Source organism: Billgrantia gudaonensis, from assembly GCF_900100195.1.
In the GTDB taxonomy this organism is placed as follows: domain Bacteria; phylum Pseudomonadota; class Gammaproteobacteria; order Pseudomonadales; family Halomonadaceae; genus Halomonas; species Halomonas gudaonensis.
Genome location: NZ_FNES01000009.1, coordinates 64,982 through 81,880 on the forward strand (window position 1 = coordinate 64,982; position 16,899 = coordinate 81,880).

At 66.5% G+C, this 16,899-nt stretch carries 15 protein-coding genes; 7 read left to right on the top strand and 8 right to left on the bottom strand.

Annotation, left to right across the window (positions count from 1 at the left end):
- The first annotated feature begins 5 nt into the window (after window positions 1-5).
- The 6 genes from lptB (at window position 6) to BLP96_RS11870 (ending at window position 4,491) form a co-directional block, all read left to right on the top strand.
- Window positions 6-731 carry an LPS export ABC transporter ATP-binding protein gene (gene lptB / locus BLP96_RS11845; protein WP_089686418.1) on the top strand — a complete coding sequence of 242 codons (726 nt, stop codon included), beginning with the start codon at window positions 6-8 and terminating at the stop codon, window positions 729-731.
- A gap of 158 nt (window positions 732-889) precedes the next feature.
- The gene (locus BLP96_RS11850) at window positions 890-2,308 is read left to right on the top strand and encodes an RNA polymerase factor sigma-54 (RefSeq protein WP_089686420.1); all 1,419 of its coding nucleotides are present in this window, start codon (window positions 890-892) and stop codon (window positions 2,306-2,308) included.
- Window positions 2,309-2,480: 172 nt separating this feature from the next.
- The gene (gene hpf, locus BLP96_RS11855) at window positions 2,481-2,789 is read left to right on the top strand and encodes a ribosome hibernation-promoting factor, HPF/YfiA family (RefSeq protein ID WP_089686422.1); all 309 of its coding nucleotides are present in this window, start codon (window positions 2,481-2,483) and stop codon (window positions 2,787-2,789) included.
- A gap of 6 nt (window positions 2,790-2,795) precedes the next feature.
- Window positions 2,796-3,263: a PTS IIA-like nitrogen regulatory protein PtsN gene (ptsN, locus tag BLP96_RS11860; RefSeq protein ID WP_089686424.1), complete on the top strand. Its 468-nt coding sequence runs from the start codon at window positions 2,796-2,798 to the stop codon at window positions 3,261-3,263.
- 38 nt (window positions 3,264-3,301) lie between these two features.
- Window positions 3,302-4,219 carry an RNase adapter RapZ gene (rapZ, locus tag BLP96_RS11865; protein WP_089686426.1) on the top strand — a complete coding sequence of 306 codons (918 nt, stop codon included), beginning with the start codon at window positions 3,302-3,304 and terminating at the stop codon, window positions 4,217-4,219.
- A gap of 2 nt (window positions 4,220-4,221) precedes the next feature.
- The gene (locus BLP96_RS11870; RefSeq protein ID WP_089686428.1) at window positions 4,222-4,491 is read left to right on the top strand and encodes an HPr family phosphocarrier protein; all 270 of its coding nucleotides are present in this window, start codon (window positions 4,222-4,224) and stop codon (window positions 4,489-4,491) included.
- Between the two features lie 69 nt (window positions 4,492-4,560).
- On the opposite strand, the gene pmbA is transcribed toward BLP96_RS11870, so the two are convergent.
- A complete protein-coding gene (gene pmbA / locus BLP96_RS11875; RefSeq protein ID WP_089686430.1) occupies window positions 4,561-5,901 on the bottom strand; it encodes a metalloprotease PmbA in 1,341 nt (446 codons plus the stop codon).
- 167 nt (window positions 5,902-6,068) lie between these two features.
- On the opposite strand from pmbA, the gene yjgA reads away from it, so the two are divergent.
- Window positions 6,069-6,575 carry a ribosome biogenesis factor YjgA gene (gene yjgA, locus BLP96_RS11880; protein WP_089686432.1) on the top strand — a complete coding sequence of 169 codons (507 nt, stop codon included), beginning with the start codon at window positions 6,069-6,071 and terminating at the stop codon, window positions 6,573-6,575.
- 99 nt (window positions 6,576-6,674) lie between these two features.
- On the opposite strand, the gene tldD is transcribed toward yjgA, so the two are convergent.
- The 7 genes from tldD to BLP96_RS11915 all read right to left on the bottom strand — a co-directional run bounded on the left by tldD (window position 6,675) and on the right by BLP96_RS11915 (window position 16,732).
- Window positions 6,675-8,129, bottom strand: a complete 1,455-nt coding sequence (gene tldD, locus BLP96_RS11885; protein ID WP_089686434.1) for a metalloprotease TldD — start codon at window positions 8,127-8,129, stop codon at window positions 6,675-6,677.
- On the bottom strand, window positions 8,126-11,965 hold the full coding sequence (locus tag BLP96_RS11890) for a YhdP family protein (protein WP_089686436.1): 3,840 nt from the start codon (window positions 11,963-11,965) through the stop codon (window positions 8,126-8,128). Before BLP96_RS11890 ends, tldD begins: the two co-directional genes overlap by 4 nt.
- A 4-nt stretch (window positions 11,966-11,969) precedes the next feature.
- Complete coding sequence (gene rng, locus BLP96_RS11895; RefSeq protein ID WP_089686438.1) at window positions 11,970-13,433, bottom strand: ribonuclease G; 1,464 nt, start codon at window positions 13,431-13,433, stop codon at window positions 11,970-11,972.
- Between the two features lie 46 nt (window positions 13,434-13,479).
- Window positions 13,480-14,082: a Maf family protein gene (locus BLP96_RS11900; RefSeq protein WP_089686440.1), complete on the bottom strand. Its 603-nt coding sequence runs from the start codon at window positions 14,080-14,082 to the stop codon at window positions 13,480-13,482.
- Between the two features lie 12 nt (window positions 14,083-14,094).
- Window positions 14,095-14,586, bottom strand: coding sequence for a rod shape-determining protein MreD (mreD, locus tag BLP96_RS11905; protein WP_089686441.1), 492 nt, complete (start codon window positions 14,584-14,586; stop codon window positions 14,095-14,097).
- Window positions 14,586-15,467, bottom strand: coding sequence for a rod shape-determining protein MreC (mreC, locus tag BLP96_RS11910; RefSeq protein WP_089686590.1), 882 nt, complete (start codon window positions 15,465-15,467; stop codon window positions 14,586-14,588). The genes mreD and mreC overlap by 1 nt, the downstream gene beginning before the upstream one ends.
- A gap of 227 nt (window positions 15,468-15,694) precedes the next feature.
- The gene (locus BLP96_RS11915) at window positions 15,695-16,732 is read right to left on the bottom strand and encodes a rod shape-determining protein (protein ID WP_089686443.1); all 1,038 of its coding nucleotides are present in this window, start codon (window positions 16,730-16,732) and stop codon (window positions 15,695-15,697) included.
- Window positions 16,733-16,899: the final 167 nt, after the last annotated feature.

Below are 16,899 nucleotides of genomic sequence, written 5' to 3' on the forward strand. Positions count from 1 at the left end.
ATGCCATGAAGACCCTACACGCTCGCCATCTGGCCAAGAGCTACAAACGTCGCCGCGTGGTACAGGACATCGGCCTGGACATCGGCCAGGGCAGTATCGTCGGGCTGCTGGGTCCCAACGGCGCCGGCAAGACCACCTCCTTCTACATGATCATCGGCCTGGTACGTGCCGATGCCGGCACGGTGACCATCGACGACCTCGACCTGTCGCAGGCAGCAATGCACGAACGCGCCCGCGCAGGCATCGGCTATCTGCCCCAGGAAGCCTCGATCTTCCGCAAGCTCTCGGTGGCCGACAACATCATGGCCATCCTCGAAACGCGCCGCGATCTCGATCGCGCCGGGCGACACCATCGCCTGGAAGAGCTGCTCCACGACTTCCACGTCACCCACATCCGCGACAACCTCGGGATGAGCCTTTCCGGTGGGGAACGACGGCGCGTCGAAATCGCCAGGGCCCTGGCCACCGAACCGACCTTCATCCTGCTCGACGAGCCTTTCGCCGGCGTCGACCCCATCTCCGTCAACGAGATCAAGGGCATCATCCGGCAGCTCAAGGCGCGCAACATCGGCGTGCTGATCACCGACCACAACGTACGCGAGACGCTGGACATCTGCGACACCGCCTACATCGTCGGCGACGGCCAGATCATCGCCGAAGGCGATGCAGAGAGCATTCTCGCCAACCGCCGGGTCCGAGAGGTCTACCTGGGTGACGACTTCCGGCTATGACCCACATCGCAACGTACTGATAGAGCGACGCACCGGGTGCTGCGGCATGAAGATTGCGCATGGCACGATTGTTGCTTTTAAGCGACGCGATCTCCGCTTGCATGCCAGCTGACAGCGGTCTAGGGTGAGCCTTTTCGGGATACGAGCATTCGCCCCCCATGGCCATGAAAGCTTCTCTGCAACTGCGCATCGGCACCCAACTGACCATGACGCCTCAACTGCAGCAGGCCATTGCCCTGCTGCAGCTCTCCACGCTCGACCTGCGCCAGGAGATCCAGCAGGCACTGGAAACCAACCCCATGCTGGAGCTCGACGACGACTTCGGCGAACAGCGCGTCGACGAAACGCGGGACGAAGAGTGGTCGAGCGAGATTCCCAGCGACCTCAGCGTGGATAGCGACTGGTCGGACACCTACCCCGATCACGGCGGCAGTGCAGCCGGCAGCGAGGGTCCCGATTTCGAACGCCAGGCCAGCAGCCAGAGCTTGTCCGGTCATCTGGCCTGGCAGCTCGCCATGACCGACCTCCCTCCTCGCCAGTTGCAGATCGCCGAAAGCCTGATCGACGCCGTGGACAATGCCGGCTACCTTGCCCAACCCCTCGACGAGATCCGCGATGGCCTCCGCCAGCAAGGGCTCGAGGGCCTGCCCACCCGTGAGGTCGAACAGGTGCTGCTGCGCTTGCAACAATTCGAACCCACCGGGGTCTTTGCCCGCGATCTTCGCGAATGCCTGATGCTGCAACTCGCGGCCCTGCCCGACGACACCCCGCTGCTACCCCAGGCGCGGCGCCTGGTCCGCCAGTTTCTCGAGGCGCTGGCCGCCGGTGACCGCCGCCTGCTGAAGCGTCGTCTGGGACTGGACGACGACGCTCTCGACACGACCATTGCCCTGGTGCGCTCGCTGGATCCCCGACCGGGCAGCGCCTATGCCGATGTCAGCAGCGACTACGTCATTCCCGACCTGGTGGCCCGTCACGACAGCGATGGCTGGCGCGTCGAACTCAACGCCGAGGCCCTGCCACGCCTGCGCATCCAACCCGATTACGCGGCCCTGATTCGCCGTGCCGACAAGAGCCAGGACAACCAGTTCCTCAAGGACCATCTGCAGGAAGCGCGCTGGCTGATGAAGAGCCTGGTCAGCCGCAACGACACCCTGCTCCGGGTGGGTCGCGAAATCATGGCGCGCCAGATCGAATTCCTGGAGCACGGCGAGGAGGCCATGAAGCCGCTGGTGCTGGCCGACATCGCCCAGACCGTGGAAATGCACGAATCGACCATCTCGCGGGTCACCACCCAGAAGTTCATCCACACGCCCCGAGGCGTCTTCGAACTGAAGTACTTCTTCTCCAGCCACGTGGGGGGTGGCGAAGGCGAGGGCGATGCCCACTCCAGCACGGCGATTCGTGCCCGTATCCGCAAACTGATTCAGGACGAGCCGCCGCGCAAGCCTCTCTCCGACAGCAAGCTCGTCGACCTGCTCGGCAAGGAGGGCATTCAGGTCGCCCGGCGTACCGTAGCGAAGTACCGCGAAGCCCTCGGCATTCCCTCCTCCAGCGAGCGCAAGCGCTTCCGCTGAGTGGCGTACCGTAGCGCTCACCAAGGCCGGCCGCGAAGCCCTCGGCATTCCCTCCTCCAGCGAGCGCAAGCGCTTCCGCTGACATCCTGATGGCCGTCGAGTGACAGGGGGTTTGCAGGGCAGGAAAAAGGGTTACAATCGAGGCACCATCCGAAGGACGAAGGAGCCTGTCATGCAAGTCAATATCACCGGCCACCATGTAGAGCTGACCGATGCACTGCGTGACTACGTCAACGAAAAGCTGGCACGCGTGGAGCGTCACTACGACAACATCACCACCGTTCAGGTCACGCTCTCCGTGGAAAAGGAGCGACAACAGGCCGCCTGTACCTTGCATGCCGCCGGCGCCGACCTACACGCCGAGGCCCAGGACGTCGACATGTACGCCGCCATCGACGCCCTGACCGACAAGCTCGACCGCCAGCTGGTCAAGCACAAGGAAAAAGCCCAGGCCCGCGCCCAAGGCGCCGGCGCTCGCTGATTCGCCATGTCACTGGAAACCATACTGCCCCCAGAACGCACTCTGTTCGCCGTCCCCGGGGGCAGCAAGAAGAGGGTGCTGGAGTTCTTCAGCACCTTCATTGCCCAGAATACCCCTAGCCTCGACAGCCAGGAGGTCTTCGCCCGACTGATCGGCCGCGAACGCCTGGGCAGCACCGGCATCGGCAATGGGGTAGCCATTCCTCATGCCCGCAGCCCGCATTGCAACGGCCCGGTCGCGGCCTTTCTCAAGCTCGCCGAGCCCATCGACTTCGACGCCATCGACGGCGAGCCCGTCGACTTGGTATTCGTTCTGCTGGTTCCCGAAGAGGCCGACGACACCCACCTGGCACTGCTCAGCCAGGTCGCCACCGTCATGAACGATGCCGATACGCGTACTCGTCTTCGCCGCAGCACCACCCAGCGCGAGCTGCATGAAACCCTCTTGGAGGCAATTCGCCGCCAGGGCAGTTGACGCCCCTGTTCGTTTACCTACCGGGAGAGCCCGACCGTATGCAGCTCGTGATCATCAGCGGACGCTCCGGATCGGGCAAGTCCATCGCGCTGCAGGCCCTCGAGGATCTCGGCTTCTACGCCATCGACAACCTCCCGGCCATGCTGCTCGGTGCCCTGGTCGATGAGCTGAGCGAGAGTCCCACCGGCCCGGATGCCATCGCCGTCAGCATCGATGCCCGCAATCTGCCCCATGCCCTGCAGCGCTTTCCGCAACTGCTCGAGGACCTGCGCGGCCGCCGGGTCGATCGGCAGGTGATCTACCTCACCACCGACGCGCGCATCCTGCTCGAACGCTACTCGGCGACGCGCCGACGCCACCCGCTCACGCGAGGCAGCGACATGACGCTGGCCGAAGCCATCGAGTCGGAGGAGGACGCACTCGGCGAGATTCGCGACCTCGCCGACCTGGTCATCGACACGTCGCGCCTGTCGGTCCACGATCTGCGCGGGCGCATCGCCGAGCAAGTGGCCGGGCACCGTGCCGAGGAGCTGACGCTGACGGTGGAATCCTTCGGCTTCAAGCGGGGCGTCCCCCTGGATGCCGACATCGTCTTCGACGCCCGCTGCCTGCCCAACCCCTACTGGGATCCGCGACTGCGCTCGGCCACCGGCAGGGATCCCAGCATCGCCACCTTTCTCGAACAGTACCCGCTGGTGGGCGAAATGCTCGACGACATCGTCGCCTGGGTGGAACGCTGGCTGCCGGCCTACCGAGACAGCCATCGCAGCTACCTCACGGTAGCCATCGGCTGCACCGGCGGCCAACACCGCTCGGTCTATCTGGCCGAGAAGCTCGCCCACCACCTGGCCGAACAGCAGCCGGGCATCCGGCTTCGCCACCGGGAACTCGGCATCCACACACCACTCACCCCGGTAACGCCGCCTGAGACACCGACAGACGACGAGGAATCCTGAGCGTGGCCAGCCGCAAGCTCACCCTGACCAACAAGCGGGGCCTGCACGCCCGCGCCGCCACCAAACTCGTGCAGTGCTGCCAGCGTTTCCAGGCTCGCGTGACCGTCAGGCACGCCAGCCAGCACGCCGATGCCGCCAACGTCATGGCGCTGCTGATGCTGGCCGCCCCCTGCGGCACCGAACTCACGGTGAGCGCCGAGGGCGAGGATGCCGAAGCGGCATTGGAAGCGATCGAGGCGCTGTTCGACGCCCGCTTCGAAGAGGATATCTGAAAGCCGCGAGCCGCAGCATAATCCAGAGCGAAAAGCCCGTGGCAAGGTCGCGGGCCTTTCGCTCGAAGCTCAGCCGCCCGCCACGGTCATCTCGTCGATCAACCAACTGCCGGTGTGAATGCTGCCGCGAGTGTCGAGATCGTCGCCCACTCCGACGAGCCCCTTGAACATGGCTTCCAGGTTACCGGCGATGGTGAATTCCTCCACCGGGTACTGGATCTCGCCGTTCTCCACCCAGAAGCCGGCCGCACCGCGCGAATAGTCGCCGGTCACGCCGTTGACGCCCTGCCCCATCAGTTCGGTGACCAACACGCCGCGTTCCATGCGCCCCAGGAGTTCATCGCGCGAGAGCAGCGGCGCCGCGATGCGCAGGTTGCGGGCCCCGCCGGCATTGCCGGTGGTCTGCATTCCCAGGCGGCGAGCGCTGTAGGCCGAGAGCATGTAGCTGGCCAACCGGCCGCGCTCGATGAAGACGTTGTCGCGCGTCTGTACGCCGTCATTGTCGAATGGCGAGCTGGCCATGGCGCCACGCTCCATGGGGCGCTCGAAGAGCGTGAGCCACTCCGGAAAGAGCGGCTCGCCCAGGCGATCGCACAGAAAAGACGCCTGGCGGTAGAGCGAGCCGCCGGCAATGGCGCTCATCAGATGCCCCACCAGGCCGCTGGCCACCGTGGCATCGAACATCACCGGCAGTCGACCGGTGGCTGGCCGCTGCGCCCCCAGACGCTGCAGCGTGCGTTCGGCAGCGCGGCGGCCGACCGTCTCGGCCGCCACCAGATCGCGAGGATCGCGGGCGCTGGTGTAGTCGTAGTCGCGCTGCATGCCACTGGCATCCTCGGCGATGAGCAGGCAGGAGAGCGAATGGCGGCTACCGCGCTGGCTACCCAGAAAGCCATGGCTGTTGGCGTAGACCCTCACCCCCTCGCCGCTGGACAGCGAGGCTCCCTCGGACTGGCGAATACCGGCCACGCGCCGCCCCGCCGATTCACAGGCCAGCGCCACATCGATGGCCTCGTCCGTCCCCAGCGCCCAGGGATGGTGGACGTCCAGATCGGGCAGCTCACGAGCCATCAGCTCGGCGTCGGCCAACCCGGCGGCCGGATCTTCCCCCGTATGCCGAGCGATGCCCAGCGCCTTTTCGACCACGGCATGAATCGACGCCTCGCTGGCATCGGTGGAGGAAGCGCTGCCCTTGCGTGCCCCGACGTAGACGGTGACCGCGATGCCCTGATCGCGCGACAGTTCGACCGTCTCCACCTCGCCCTCGCGGACGCTGACGCCAATCCCCTGATCGACGCTGGCCCCTATCTCGGCGGCATCGGCACCCAGCCGGCGTGCCAGGGCGAGTGCCTGCTCGGCCCGTGACTCCAGCTGCCTCTGCTGGGCGACGGCATCGAAAGCCTGTGTCATGCGATTCTCCTTCCTCTACCGGCCCGTGGGCCGTGCTGCATTCGTGACCACGCGCCCATCGGTCGCGTCGGATTGATGTCGGGTCCGCTGCCGCCAGCGGACTGATATACTGCACCTTGGGCGGCATCGTCTGCCATTCCCAAGCTTCCCACTCACTTGGATGCGGTATGACCCAGGAATTCACCCCTTCGGCCGACGAAAGGCCGAGCAAGTCCCAGCTCAAGCGCGAGATGCATGCGTTGCAGGCCCTGGGCGAGAAGATCATTGCCTTGCGCGACGCCGAGCGCGCCCGCCTGCCGCTCTCCGACGATCTACTGGCTGCCGTCGAGGAAACCGGCCGCATCCGTTCCCGCGAGGCGCGCCGGCGCCACATGCAGTACGTCGGCAAACTGATGCGCCGCGAGGATCTCGACGCCATCGACGCCGTCTTCGAGCAGATGGAGCAGGAAACGCAGCGCCGCGACCTTGCCTTCCACCGCCTCGAACGGTGGCGCGACCGGCTGATCGACGAAGGCGATGCTGCCGTCGAGGCGTTCATCGCCGACCACCCCGACGTCGATCGTCAGGCACTGCGCCAGCTGGTGCGCAACGCCCGTCAGGAGCGCCAGCGGGACAAGCCGCCCACCAATGCTCGCCGGCTGTTCCGGCTGATTCGCGACACTGCGGGGCTCTGAGCGGCGAGGCCCGCGTCGCGAGCGAAGCCCGAAGCGACAGGGTTCGACTGCCAGCTTCGGTCTTCGCGCCTCCCGCCGCGGAGCGGCACTCTTCCCGCCTTACGACTGCGTTCCCCCTACGGTGATCTCGTCGATCTTGAGCGTGGGCTGCCCCACGCCCACCGGCACGCCCTGCCCCTCCTTGCCGCACACGCCGATACCGGTATCGAGCTCCAGGTCGTGGCCGATCATCGATACCCGCCCCATCGCCTCAGGACCGTTACCGATCAGCGTGGCCCCCTTCACCGGCGCGGTGATGCGGCCATCCTCGATCAGGTAGGCTTCGCTGGCGGAGAAGACGAACTTGCCCGAGGTGATGTCCACCTGGCCACCGCCGAAGCTGACCGCATAGAGGCCGCGCTTGACACTGCCGATGATGTCCGCCGGGTCATCCTGACCGGCCAGCATGTAGGTGTTGGTCATGCGCGGCATGGGCAAGTGAGCGAAGGACTCGCGGCGCGCATTGCCGGTGGTCGTCATGCCCATAAGCCGGGCATTGAGCTTGTCCTGCATGTAGCCGGTCAGAATGCCGTCCTCGATCAGCGGCGTGTACTGCCCTGGTGTGCCCTCGTCATCGACCGCGAGGGAACCTCGGCGATCGCCCAGAGTGGCGTCGTCGACCACGGTCACCCCCTTCGCCGCCACGCGCTGACCCATGCGGCCGGCAAAGGCCGAACTGCCCTTGCGATTGAAGTCGCCCTCCAGGCCATGGCCCACCGCCTCGTGCAGCAGGATGCCCGGCCAACCCGGGCCGAGCACCACCGGCAACTGCCCTGCAGGGGCATCCACGGCCTCCAGGTTGACCAGCGCCTGTCGCACGGCTTCCTTGGCGAAACGCTCGGCGACATCGTCGTCGCGCAGCCGATCCATGGCGTAGCGGCCACCCCCACCGGCGCTGCCACGCTCACGACGGCCATTCTTCACGGCGATGACGCTGACATTGAAGCGCACCAAGGGGCGGATGTCCGCGGCCAATGTGCCGTCGCTGGCGCGTACCAGCACGACCTCGTGCACCCCAGTGAGCGATGCACTCACCTGGCTGACGGAAGGATCAGCAGCCCGTGCCACGCGGTCGGCCCGCTTGAGCAGGGCGACCTTCTCATCGGCGGAGAGCCCGGTGAGGGGGTCGACGGTGGCATAACGCGCCGGCGCATGGCAGATCGCTCGCGGCGCGACACCGAGCCGCGATCCGCTGCGCACGATGCCCGAAGCGGTACGGCCGGTTTCGGCCAGAGCGTCGGCGGTGATCTGATTGGAATAGGCGAAGCCGGTCTTCTCACCGGCCATCGCCCGCACCCCCACCCCGCCATCGATGTTGTAGCCGGCCTCCTTGACCTCACCGTCTTCCAGCACCCAGCTTTCGTGCCAGCTGCGCTGGAGATAGAGGTCGGCGTAGTCGACACCGGGCGTCAACACATGGCCGAGGCCGGTATCCAGCGCCTCGAGGTTCAGGCCGCCGGGATGCAACAGGATCTCGGCGGCGGTGTCGAGCAGGGCATGCGGTCGTATCGTCATTCGGCGTCTTCCAGGGTGATCTGCGGCGCCGTCCAAGGACCGCGCACGCGGTAGTGTATTCGAGTGACCCGGTCGATGGCGCTGCCGAACAGCTGGTCGGCAATGAACAGTGCACCACCGACCACCGGAGCCCCCGCTATCACGGCGGCCAGCGGTAGATTGCGGCTGATGGGCACTGTGACGCCCAATCGCTGATCGAGTTCACGCCGTGCCAGATCCACGGTGCCCTCCAGAGTGAAGGTCGTCGCCGGTGCTTTGACTTCCACCGGCCCACGGGTCTCGAGAATGCCCTCGTACAGGGTAGCGGCTCCCACGACGGAATCGAAGGCGGTACCCTGCCCTGTCACGTCGGAAAAATCCAAGCGCAGCCGGCGCACCAGATTATCGAGGTTGAACAATCCGACCAACCGCGCCGAGGGAGATTCCACGTTGAGAAAACGTCCTTCTCTCAACTCGACCTCCACACTGCCTCGCGAACGCGCCAGGGCGAACTGCCAGGGCGCCCCCGACCACGCCAGCTGGCTGCGCACCCGAGTCGTGGCGTTGCGCAAGGTCACCGGCTGCCCCAGCCTTTCCAGCGCCGTACCCAGATCCCCGCCCTCCAGGTCGACGCGCGAGCGCGTCAGGCTCGCTCCCTCGCCGGCGGCTTCCCAGACCACTTCGCCTTGCGCCGTCACTTCACCGAGGGTCAACGCCAACGGAGTGACGGTGAGTCGCTCCGGCTGAGCCCGCCAGCGAGCGGTGAAGGGCCCGAAGGTCCGGTCCCGGTGCTCGATGTCGGCGATCCTCACACGCCCGTTGGGCAAATCGGACACCCAGGATGACAACGCCACGGGGTCGGGCGCCACGTCCAGTTCGTTCAATAGCTCCCCGGTCCTGCCGCGGTCGTCCGCCGGCATGAGGTCATCCAAGGTCAGCCTGTCGAGAGCCAGCTCCAGCGTGTCGTCCTGCGCAGGGCGGTAGTCGAAACGACCTTCCATCAAACTGCCGTCGAGGTCCACGCGCCAACCGCTGCCGGCCTGAGGCACCGCCTCGGCGGCAAGGCTGCCCACACAGCCCCTGCCGACATCCAGGCAGTCGGTTTCCAGCCTGGCGACCCGCAGCCAATCGCCGAAACCGCCATTCGATGAGCCGGCCGCCGGCGACACCACATCACGCCAGGCCGGCAACTGCAAACGCGGCTGGTAGGCATCGACGTGCCAGCCGGCGGCATCGGGCCAGGGCGGTTCGGTCGGCACGCGCCCAATCCACAGCTGCCCCTGCCCCACCGCTGCCGCCCCCCGAGGACGCCAGCGCAAGGCGGCGATGTCCCCCAGCGACGCATCGATCCGACCGCCATCCAGATCGGCATCCACGCGTAGAGCGCGCGAGGCGTCGGCCGTCTTGCCGAAAGGTGCGGGCAGATCGATGGCGAGTCCGTCGAGATCGCTGGTCAAGCGGAGCCGGTTGCGCCCCTCGCTCAGCTCGAGATCGCCCTGCCAGGGGACGCGCCCCGAAAGCCGGCCATCCAGCGCATTGGCGCCGCCCCAATCGAGCAGCGCCGGAACCGACGCCGTCCCGTTGAGCGTGATGCCGCCGCCGTTGAGCGTGTCGAACTGCGCGGTCAGCGGGCCGCCGAGCAGCCGCGCCTCGATCTCGCCGCTGAGCCCCCCTGCCTCGCCGCGCTGATGCCAAACCAACGGGCCCTGCACGTCGTGAAAGGTGAGACCCAGTTCATCCTGGGAGAGGCGAGTGAAAGCAGCGTGGGTGTCAATGGACAAATCCAGGGATTCGGGCTCGTCCAACGTCAATGCCAAGTCCAGCCCGGCCTCGTTGACTCCCTCGCCATGCCATGCCGACACGGCCTCGGTGCCCTCGACCGGCATGGCCAGCAGGTAGCGGCGCAACGACTCGCCATCGGCGACCAGGTCGCCGCGCACCCTGAGATCGTCATCGCGCAGGGTGACGCGGCCGTTGGCTGCCGTCACCCCGAGACTCTCGGCGTGGTGCACCACCGCCTCGAGTTCCTCGCCGTCGACTTCGAGCTGGCCGTTCACGGCCTCCAGAGCCGGCCATTGGGGCGCAAAGGGCAAGCGCCCCTCTTCGACTGTCAGGTCGAGTCGCACCTGCGGATCGAGCTGCGTCTCTTCGCCGCCGATCGGCACATGCAGCCTCACCCGCCCCTGCGGCACCAACCCGGCCGCACCGCCGGCCAGCCATTCCGTCAGCTCGGGATCGAGTACCTTGGTCGGCAACCAGTCGGCCAGCGGACGTTGCCGTGCATCGGCACCTCGAAAATCGAGGTCAAGCCCCAAGCCACCACGTTCCTCTCCTCCGATGGCCAGACCGAAACCGCCTTCGATTTCTGCACCCTGCCAGCCGACGCGAAGCCCTCGCCCACTGACGAAGCTGCGCGGTCCGTCATAGGCCCAGTTGACTTCGCCGCTGGCATGGGCAAGCGCCAGCGGCCCCGGGAAGATCTCGGGAAAGTCGAGCGTCATGCCATCGGCACCGACGAATCGCACGCTGCCGGTCAGGTCGCGTACGTCCACCCAGGCATCCAGCGGTCCACCGCCCGGCGCCTGCTCCCAGGGCGACACCTCGACATCGTGCAGCGCCGCACGGGCCAGCCATTCGCCGTTACGGCGCCCCACGCCCAGGCCGTCGACCCGGCCGCGCGGCGCCAGGCTGTCGATCGTGCGGGTCAGCCCCACGGGCAACGGCACGCGATCCCGCCAGGCCGCCAGGGACGCGAGCTCGAACTCACTGGTGTTGAGCCACCAGCCATCATCGGTGCGACGCAGATGCCAGCGGTGCGGCAATGCCGGCCCGCCGCTGCGCGCCATTTCCTCCGGCGCCGCCCAGTCCACCGTACCGGCGTCGCCCTCCAGCCACGCCTGCCAGCCGTTCCCGGCCTCATCCCGAAGCCACTGCCCGCGCGCCTCCACGTTCTCCAGGGCGATGAGCTCGGCGTCGTGACGCAACGCCAGCCGTGGCGCCGTGAGGTCGAGTCGGGCGTCGGCTAGGGTGCCACGGTGCCAGCGGCCCCACAGTCGCGCCTCACCGCGCGATTCGGCCAGGCGCAACGGGTCTTCGGTGCGGGTGAAAACGGCGGCCAGCTCGATCAAGGTGTCGAGCTTCATGTCGGCCTGCAGTGCGGCACTGAAATCGCCGAACCCGCCGGGCCCGGGAAATATCTCAAGCGCGGCCTGCAGCGACGCCTCGGGATCGCCGTCGACGAACACTTCGCCTTCGAGATGAGTGCGCCGTGCATCGCCGGTCATGAGCAAGCGTGGCGCCGTCAGGCCGAGCTGCGCTTCGCGGCCGTGCAACACCACACGCAGGTCTTCCACCCAGGCGCGCTGGCGCAGCAGCAAGCCGACCCAGAAATCCAGGCGCTGAAGATCGAACGCCGCATCGGGGATCAGTGCCGCAGGCACCCGCGCCGGCTCGGGCCAGTGCCAGGCTCCCTGTTCGTTCTGGTAGAGATGCAGGGTGACGCCGTCGAGCCGCGCTTCTTCGACTACCGGCACACCGTCGCGCAAGCTGGACGGCGTATCGAGTCGCAACCGAGCCCCCTCGACTTCGAGCAGCGCCAGTCCCTCGCCGCCTTGCCGAGAGCGAATGACGAGACCGCCCGCCTCGACCCGGGGATCCAGGCCGACCAGCTGCGCATCGAGGTGCTCGAGCTCGGCCCAGGCACCGAAGCTCGCCTCGATCAGCCGCTCCACGCGGGGAGCCAGATCATCCACTTGCGTCAACGCCAATCGCAGCAGCAACAGCAATACCGCCAGCGTGCCCAGCACGGCGGCAACGAGCGTCAAGACCCAGCGACTCAGCCAGCGGATCGGGTGCATCGGCTCACATCAGCACGATGTCGTACTGCTCCTGGGAATAGTGGCTTTCGACCTGGAACCGAATCGTCTTGCCGATGAAGGTCTCCAGATCGGCCACGGCCGCGGAGTCTTCGTCCAGCAGGCGGTCCACCACCGCCTGAGACGCCAGCACCATGTAGGTCTCGGCGCTATAGGCACGCTCCTCGCGTAGAATTTCGCGAAAGATCTCGTAGCACACCGTCTCTGCCGTCTTGAGCGTGCCGCGCCCGCCGCAGGTGGTACAGGGCTCGCAGAGCGTCTGCTCCAGGCTCTCCCGGGTGCGCTTTCGGGTCAGTTGCACGAGCCCCAGTTCGGTGACGCCGGTGCATTTTGTCTTGGCATGGTCGCGCTCCAGCGCCTTCTCCAGCATGCGAAGCACCTGACGCTGGTGCTCGGGATCGTCCATGTCGATGAAGTCGATGATGATGATGCCACCCAGATTGCGCAGCCTCAGCTGTCGGGCTATGGCGTTGGCCGCTTCGAGGTTGGTCTTGAAGATCGTCTCCTCGAGGTTGCGATGCCCTACGTAGCCCCCGGTATTGACATCGATGGTGGTCATCGCCTCGGTGGGGTCGATCACCAGGTACCCCCCCGACTTGAGCTGCACCTTGCGCCCCAGCGCCTTGTGGATCTCGTCCTCGACGCTATAGAGGTCGAAGATGGGGCGCTCGCCCGGGTAATACTCGATGCGCGTCACGGCATCGGGCATGAATTCGTCGGCGAACTCCACCAGCTTGAGATAGTTTTCGCGCGAGTCGATGCGCACCTTCTCGATCTCGTCGCGCCGCATGTCGCGCAGCGTGCGGATGAACAGCGGCAGGTCGTCGTAGATCACGCTGGGTGCCGGCGCCGTGACCTTGCGCTCACTGACCTTGCGCCATAGCCGCAGCAGGAAATGCATGTCCGTGTAGAGCGCGTCGCGCCCCACCCCCTCGGCAGCGGTGCGCACGATGAAGCCGCCGGTGATCTCCAGCTCCATCTCGCCCTCCACCGCATCGAGCAGCTGACGCAACCGCTCGCGCTCGGCCTCGTCCTCGATGCGCTGCGACACGCCGCTATGCGGAGAGTCGGGCATGTAGACCAGATAGCGCGACGGCACCGACAGGTGCGTCGTCAACCGTGCCCCCTTGGAGCCGATGGGATCCTTGGTGACCTGCACCACCAGCGCCTGTCCTTCATGCAGCAGCGAGCCGATCGCCTGCTGCTCTTCCGCCGGCGTACCCGGCGGCATGACCTCGTGGGCATGGATGAAGGCGGCACGCTCCAGGCCGATGTCGACGAAGGCCGCCTGCATGCCGGGCAGCACGCGAACCACGCGCCCCTTGAAGATGTTGCCGACGATGCCGCGTCGACGCGTGCGCTCGATCAGCGCTTCCTGCAGAACCCCGTTCTCCACCACCGCCACGCGCGTTTCCATGGGGGTGAGGTTGATCAGTACTTCACCGCTCATGCGGAAGTCCTTGTCCAGACGAATCTCCGCGCATTATGACACACTGTCATCGCGATACGGCGCGGTTCCAGCATGGCACGCCCTGACGCTCCAGCAGCGAGGCGGTCTCGAACAGAGGCAGCCCCACCACCGCCGAATGACTGCCTTCGATGCGCTCGACGAATACCGCCGCATAGCCCTGAATGGCATAGCCCCCGGCCTTGTCGAGCGGCTCGCCGGTGCCCCAGTAGGCGGCGATTTCGGCCTCTGAGATAGGCCGCATGATCACGCGCGTCACCACGCAGGCGTCGAGCAAGCCTGCCTGGCCGTTCAGCGCCACTGCGGTCAGCACCTCATGACTGCGTCCCGCCAGCCGGCGCAGCATGGCAGCTGCATGGTCGCGGTCACGAGGCTTGCCGAGGATGGCACCGTCGCACACCACCGCCGTGTCGGAACCCAGCGACGGCAGCGGCGAGCGACGCGACCCGGCCAGCGCCTTGGCCCGCGCCAGGCGCAGCACGTAGTCGGCCGCCGCCTCGCCGGGATGCACCGACTCGTCGATGCCCACTGGGCACACCTCGACGGCCACGCCGATGGAAGCCAGCAGCTCACGGCGACGCGGCGAGGCCGAAGCGAGGCAGAGAACGGGAGAGTTTGCCGAGTTCAGCATAGGCGATACCACTCAGTGCACGCCGGCCAGGCGACGCTCCATGGCACGAAACATGGTGGCCAGCCACGGCCACAGGACCGCGCCGATGAGCGACGGCAGCAGGAAGGAAAGGTGCATGGAAAATGGCCCGAATAGCGTGCGCAGCCACTGCTCGGTGAGCTGCGAAAGCCCCAGCAGCACCAGGATCAGCAGCGACTGCTGCAGTAGCGAGTAAGCGCGAAAGCGCGGATAGACGAGCGCACTGAGAAACGCCAGCAGCGACAGAGCCAGGGCGTTCTGACCCAGGGTGGCGCCTTCGATGAGATCGAGCAGGATGCCCAGTACGAAGCCATGAAAGACCCCCACGCGATCGGGAGCCGCCATGCACCAGTAGATGAGCATCAAGCCCAGCCAGTCGGGCCGCCATACCTGCCAGCCTTCGGCCAGCGGCATCACCTGCAGGCATAGCGCCAGCAGCAGGGAAAGCCAGATCCACGGCAATGCGGTGAGTGGCGAGCTCGGCATCAGGGCTCCTCCTCGCGGGCGGCTCTTTCGTCCGGCTCGAGCACGGGGGGCACACGGATCGCATCCGGCGCGGCTTCGTCCCCCACCGGCCCGTCTCCCTCGGGCCCCGCAGGGAACAGCAACAGAAAGTGGCGCGAACGCTGCAGCCGCGCCGCCGGTTCGGCGGTCACCTGGGCGAACGGCTGACCCGGATCGTGCACCACCTCGCTCACCCGTGCGACGGGGAAGCCCGGAGGAAAACGCCCCGCCAGGCCCGAGCTGACCAGCAGGTCGCCCTCGCGAATGTCGGCCGTGTCCGCCACGTGCAGTACGTCGAGGCTATCGTACTTGCCGGTGCCCTGGACGATGAAGCGCTGACCGTTGCGGTTGACCTGCACCGGCAGCGCATGACTGGCATCGGCGAGCATCAGCACGCGGCTCGAGAAAGCGGAAACCGCCGTGACCTGCCCAACCAGCCCCGAGGCATCCATGACCGGCTGTCCCACGTAGACGCCTTCGCGACGACCGCGATCCACTACCATTTGAAACGTGAAGGGATCGGCATCCAGCGAGAGCAGCTCGGCAGTAATGTAGGGGACGTCCTGTCGCTTGCCGGCGTCGAGCAGCTCGCGCAAGCGCACGTTCTCGGCGGTGAGACTCGACATGCGCTGGACGCGATGGGACAGATGCAGCAGTTGCTCGCGCAGGCGTCGGTTCTCTTCCACCAGCGCGCGCTGTTCGGAGAGCGCCAACGACCCCCAGGTCAGGATGTCACTGGGAGCGCTGACCAGCCACTGGATGGGCGCGACCACGGTAGAGAGCTGGGCCCGTACGGCTTCCATGCGCGTGAGGCGGTGATCGGCGAACATCAGCGCCGCCGCCAGCAACGCGCACAGCAGCATTCGATAGCCGGGCACCGAACCATGCGAGAACAACGGCTTGATAGACGTTTCCTCCAAGTCTCCTGCCCCGTGCCAACCGCCCCCAGTGAAGCGCTGAAGCCGTCGCCGAGCGGGATGAAGCGCGAGGCGCACGGAGCACAGCAACCGGAGCCTATGGGGTATAGGTGAGGATTGCGAGCACCGCGCAACGAAGTGATTCGCCCGCGCAGGCAGGATTCAGCGCTTCACTAGTCGCTGGAGAGCAGCTCGAACGTATGCCGGTCGATCATCTCCAGCGCCTTGCCACCTCCGCGAGCCACGCAGGTCAGCGGGTCTTCGGCGACGATCACCGGCAGGCCGGTCTCTTCGGCGATCAGCTTGTCGAGATCGCGCAGCAGCGCGCCCCCGCCGGTCAATACCAGCCCTCGTTCGGCGATGTCAGAAGCCAGCTCGGGGGGAGACTGCTCGAGAGCGCTCTTCACCGCCGAGACGATCGAAGCCAGCGTCTCCTGCAGGGCATCGAGGATCTCGTGGGAGTTGAGCGTGAAGCTGCGCGGAATGCCTTCGGCCAGATTGCGGCCGCGAACGTCGATCTCGCGCAGCTCGCCGCCGGGGTAGGCGCAACCGATCTCTTCCTTGATGCGCTCGGCGGTGGCCTCACCGATCAGGCTGCCGTAGTGGCGACGCACGTAGGCGGAAATCGCCTCGTCGAAGCGGTCGCCGCCAACGCGGATCGACTCGGAGTAGACCACCCCGTTGAGCGAGATGATGGCGATCTCCGTGGTACCGCCACCGATGTCCACGACCATGGAGCCCTGAGCATCGTCCACCGGCAGGCCGGCACCGATGGCCGCGGCCATCGGTTCCTCGATCAGGAACACTTCGCGCGCTCCGGCGCCTTCTGCGGACTCCTTGATGGCGCGGCGCTCCACCTGGGTCGACATGCAGGGCACGCACACCAGCACCCGCGGGCTCGGCGTGAGAAAGGTGCTCTGATGGACCTTGCGAATGAAGTGCTGCAGCATCTGCTCGGTGACGGTGAAATCGGCGATCACCCCGTCCTTCATGGGACGAATGGCAGTGATGTTGCCCGGCGTGCGCCCCAGCATGCGCTTGGCATCGGCACCTACCGCGGCCACGCTGCGCATGTTGCCGGACTGACGGATGGCCACCACCGACGGTTCGTCGAGCACGATGCCGCGACCGCGGACATATATCAGCGTATTGGCCGTGCCCAGGTCGATCGACAGATCGCTGGAAAACAGCCCCCTCAAACGTTTGAACATGGACGTCGTTACCTAGTGCGGACCGGGAACCCTGTGCGGAGGCAAACGGTATCACCGCGGCCCCCTGGCAGCAAGCGACGCCGCCTCTACGTGCCCGAGCGACGGCTGCCGAAACGTCGTGAATATGGTACATTCAGCGGCTGTTTCCCACTCTCAACCCGTGCGAG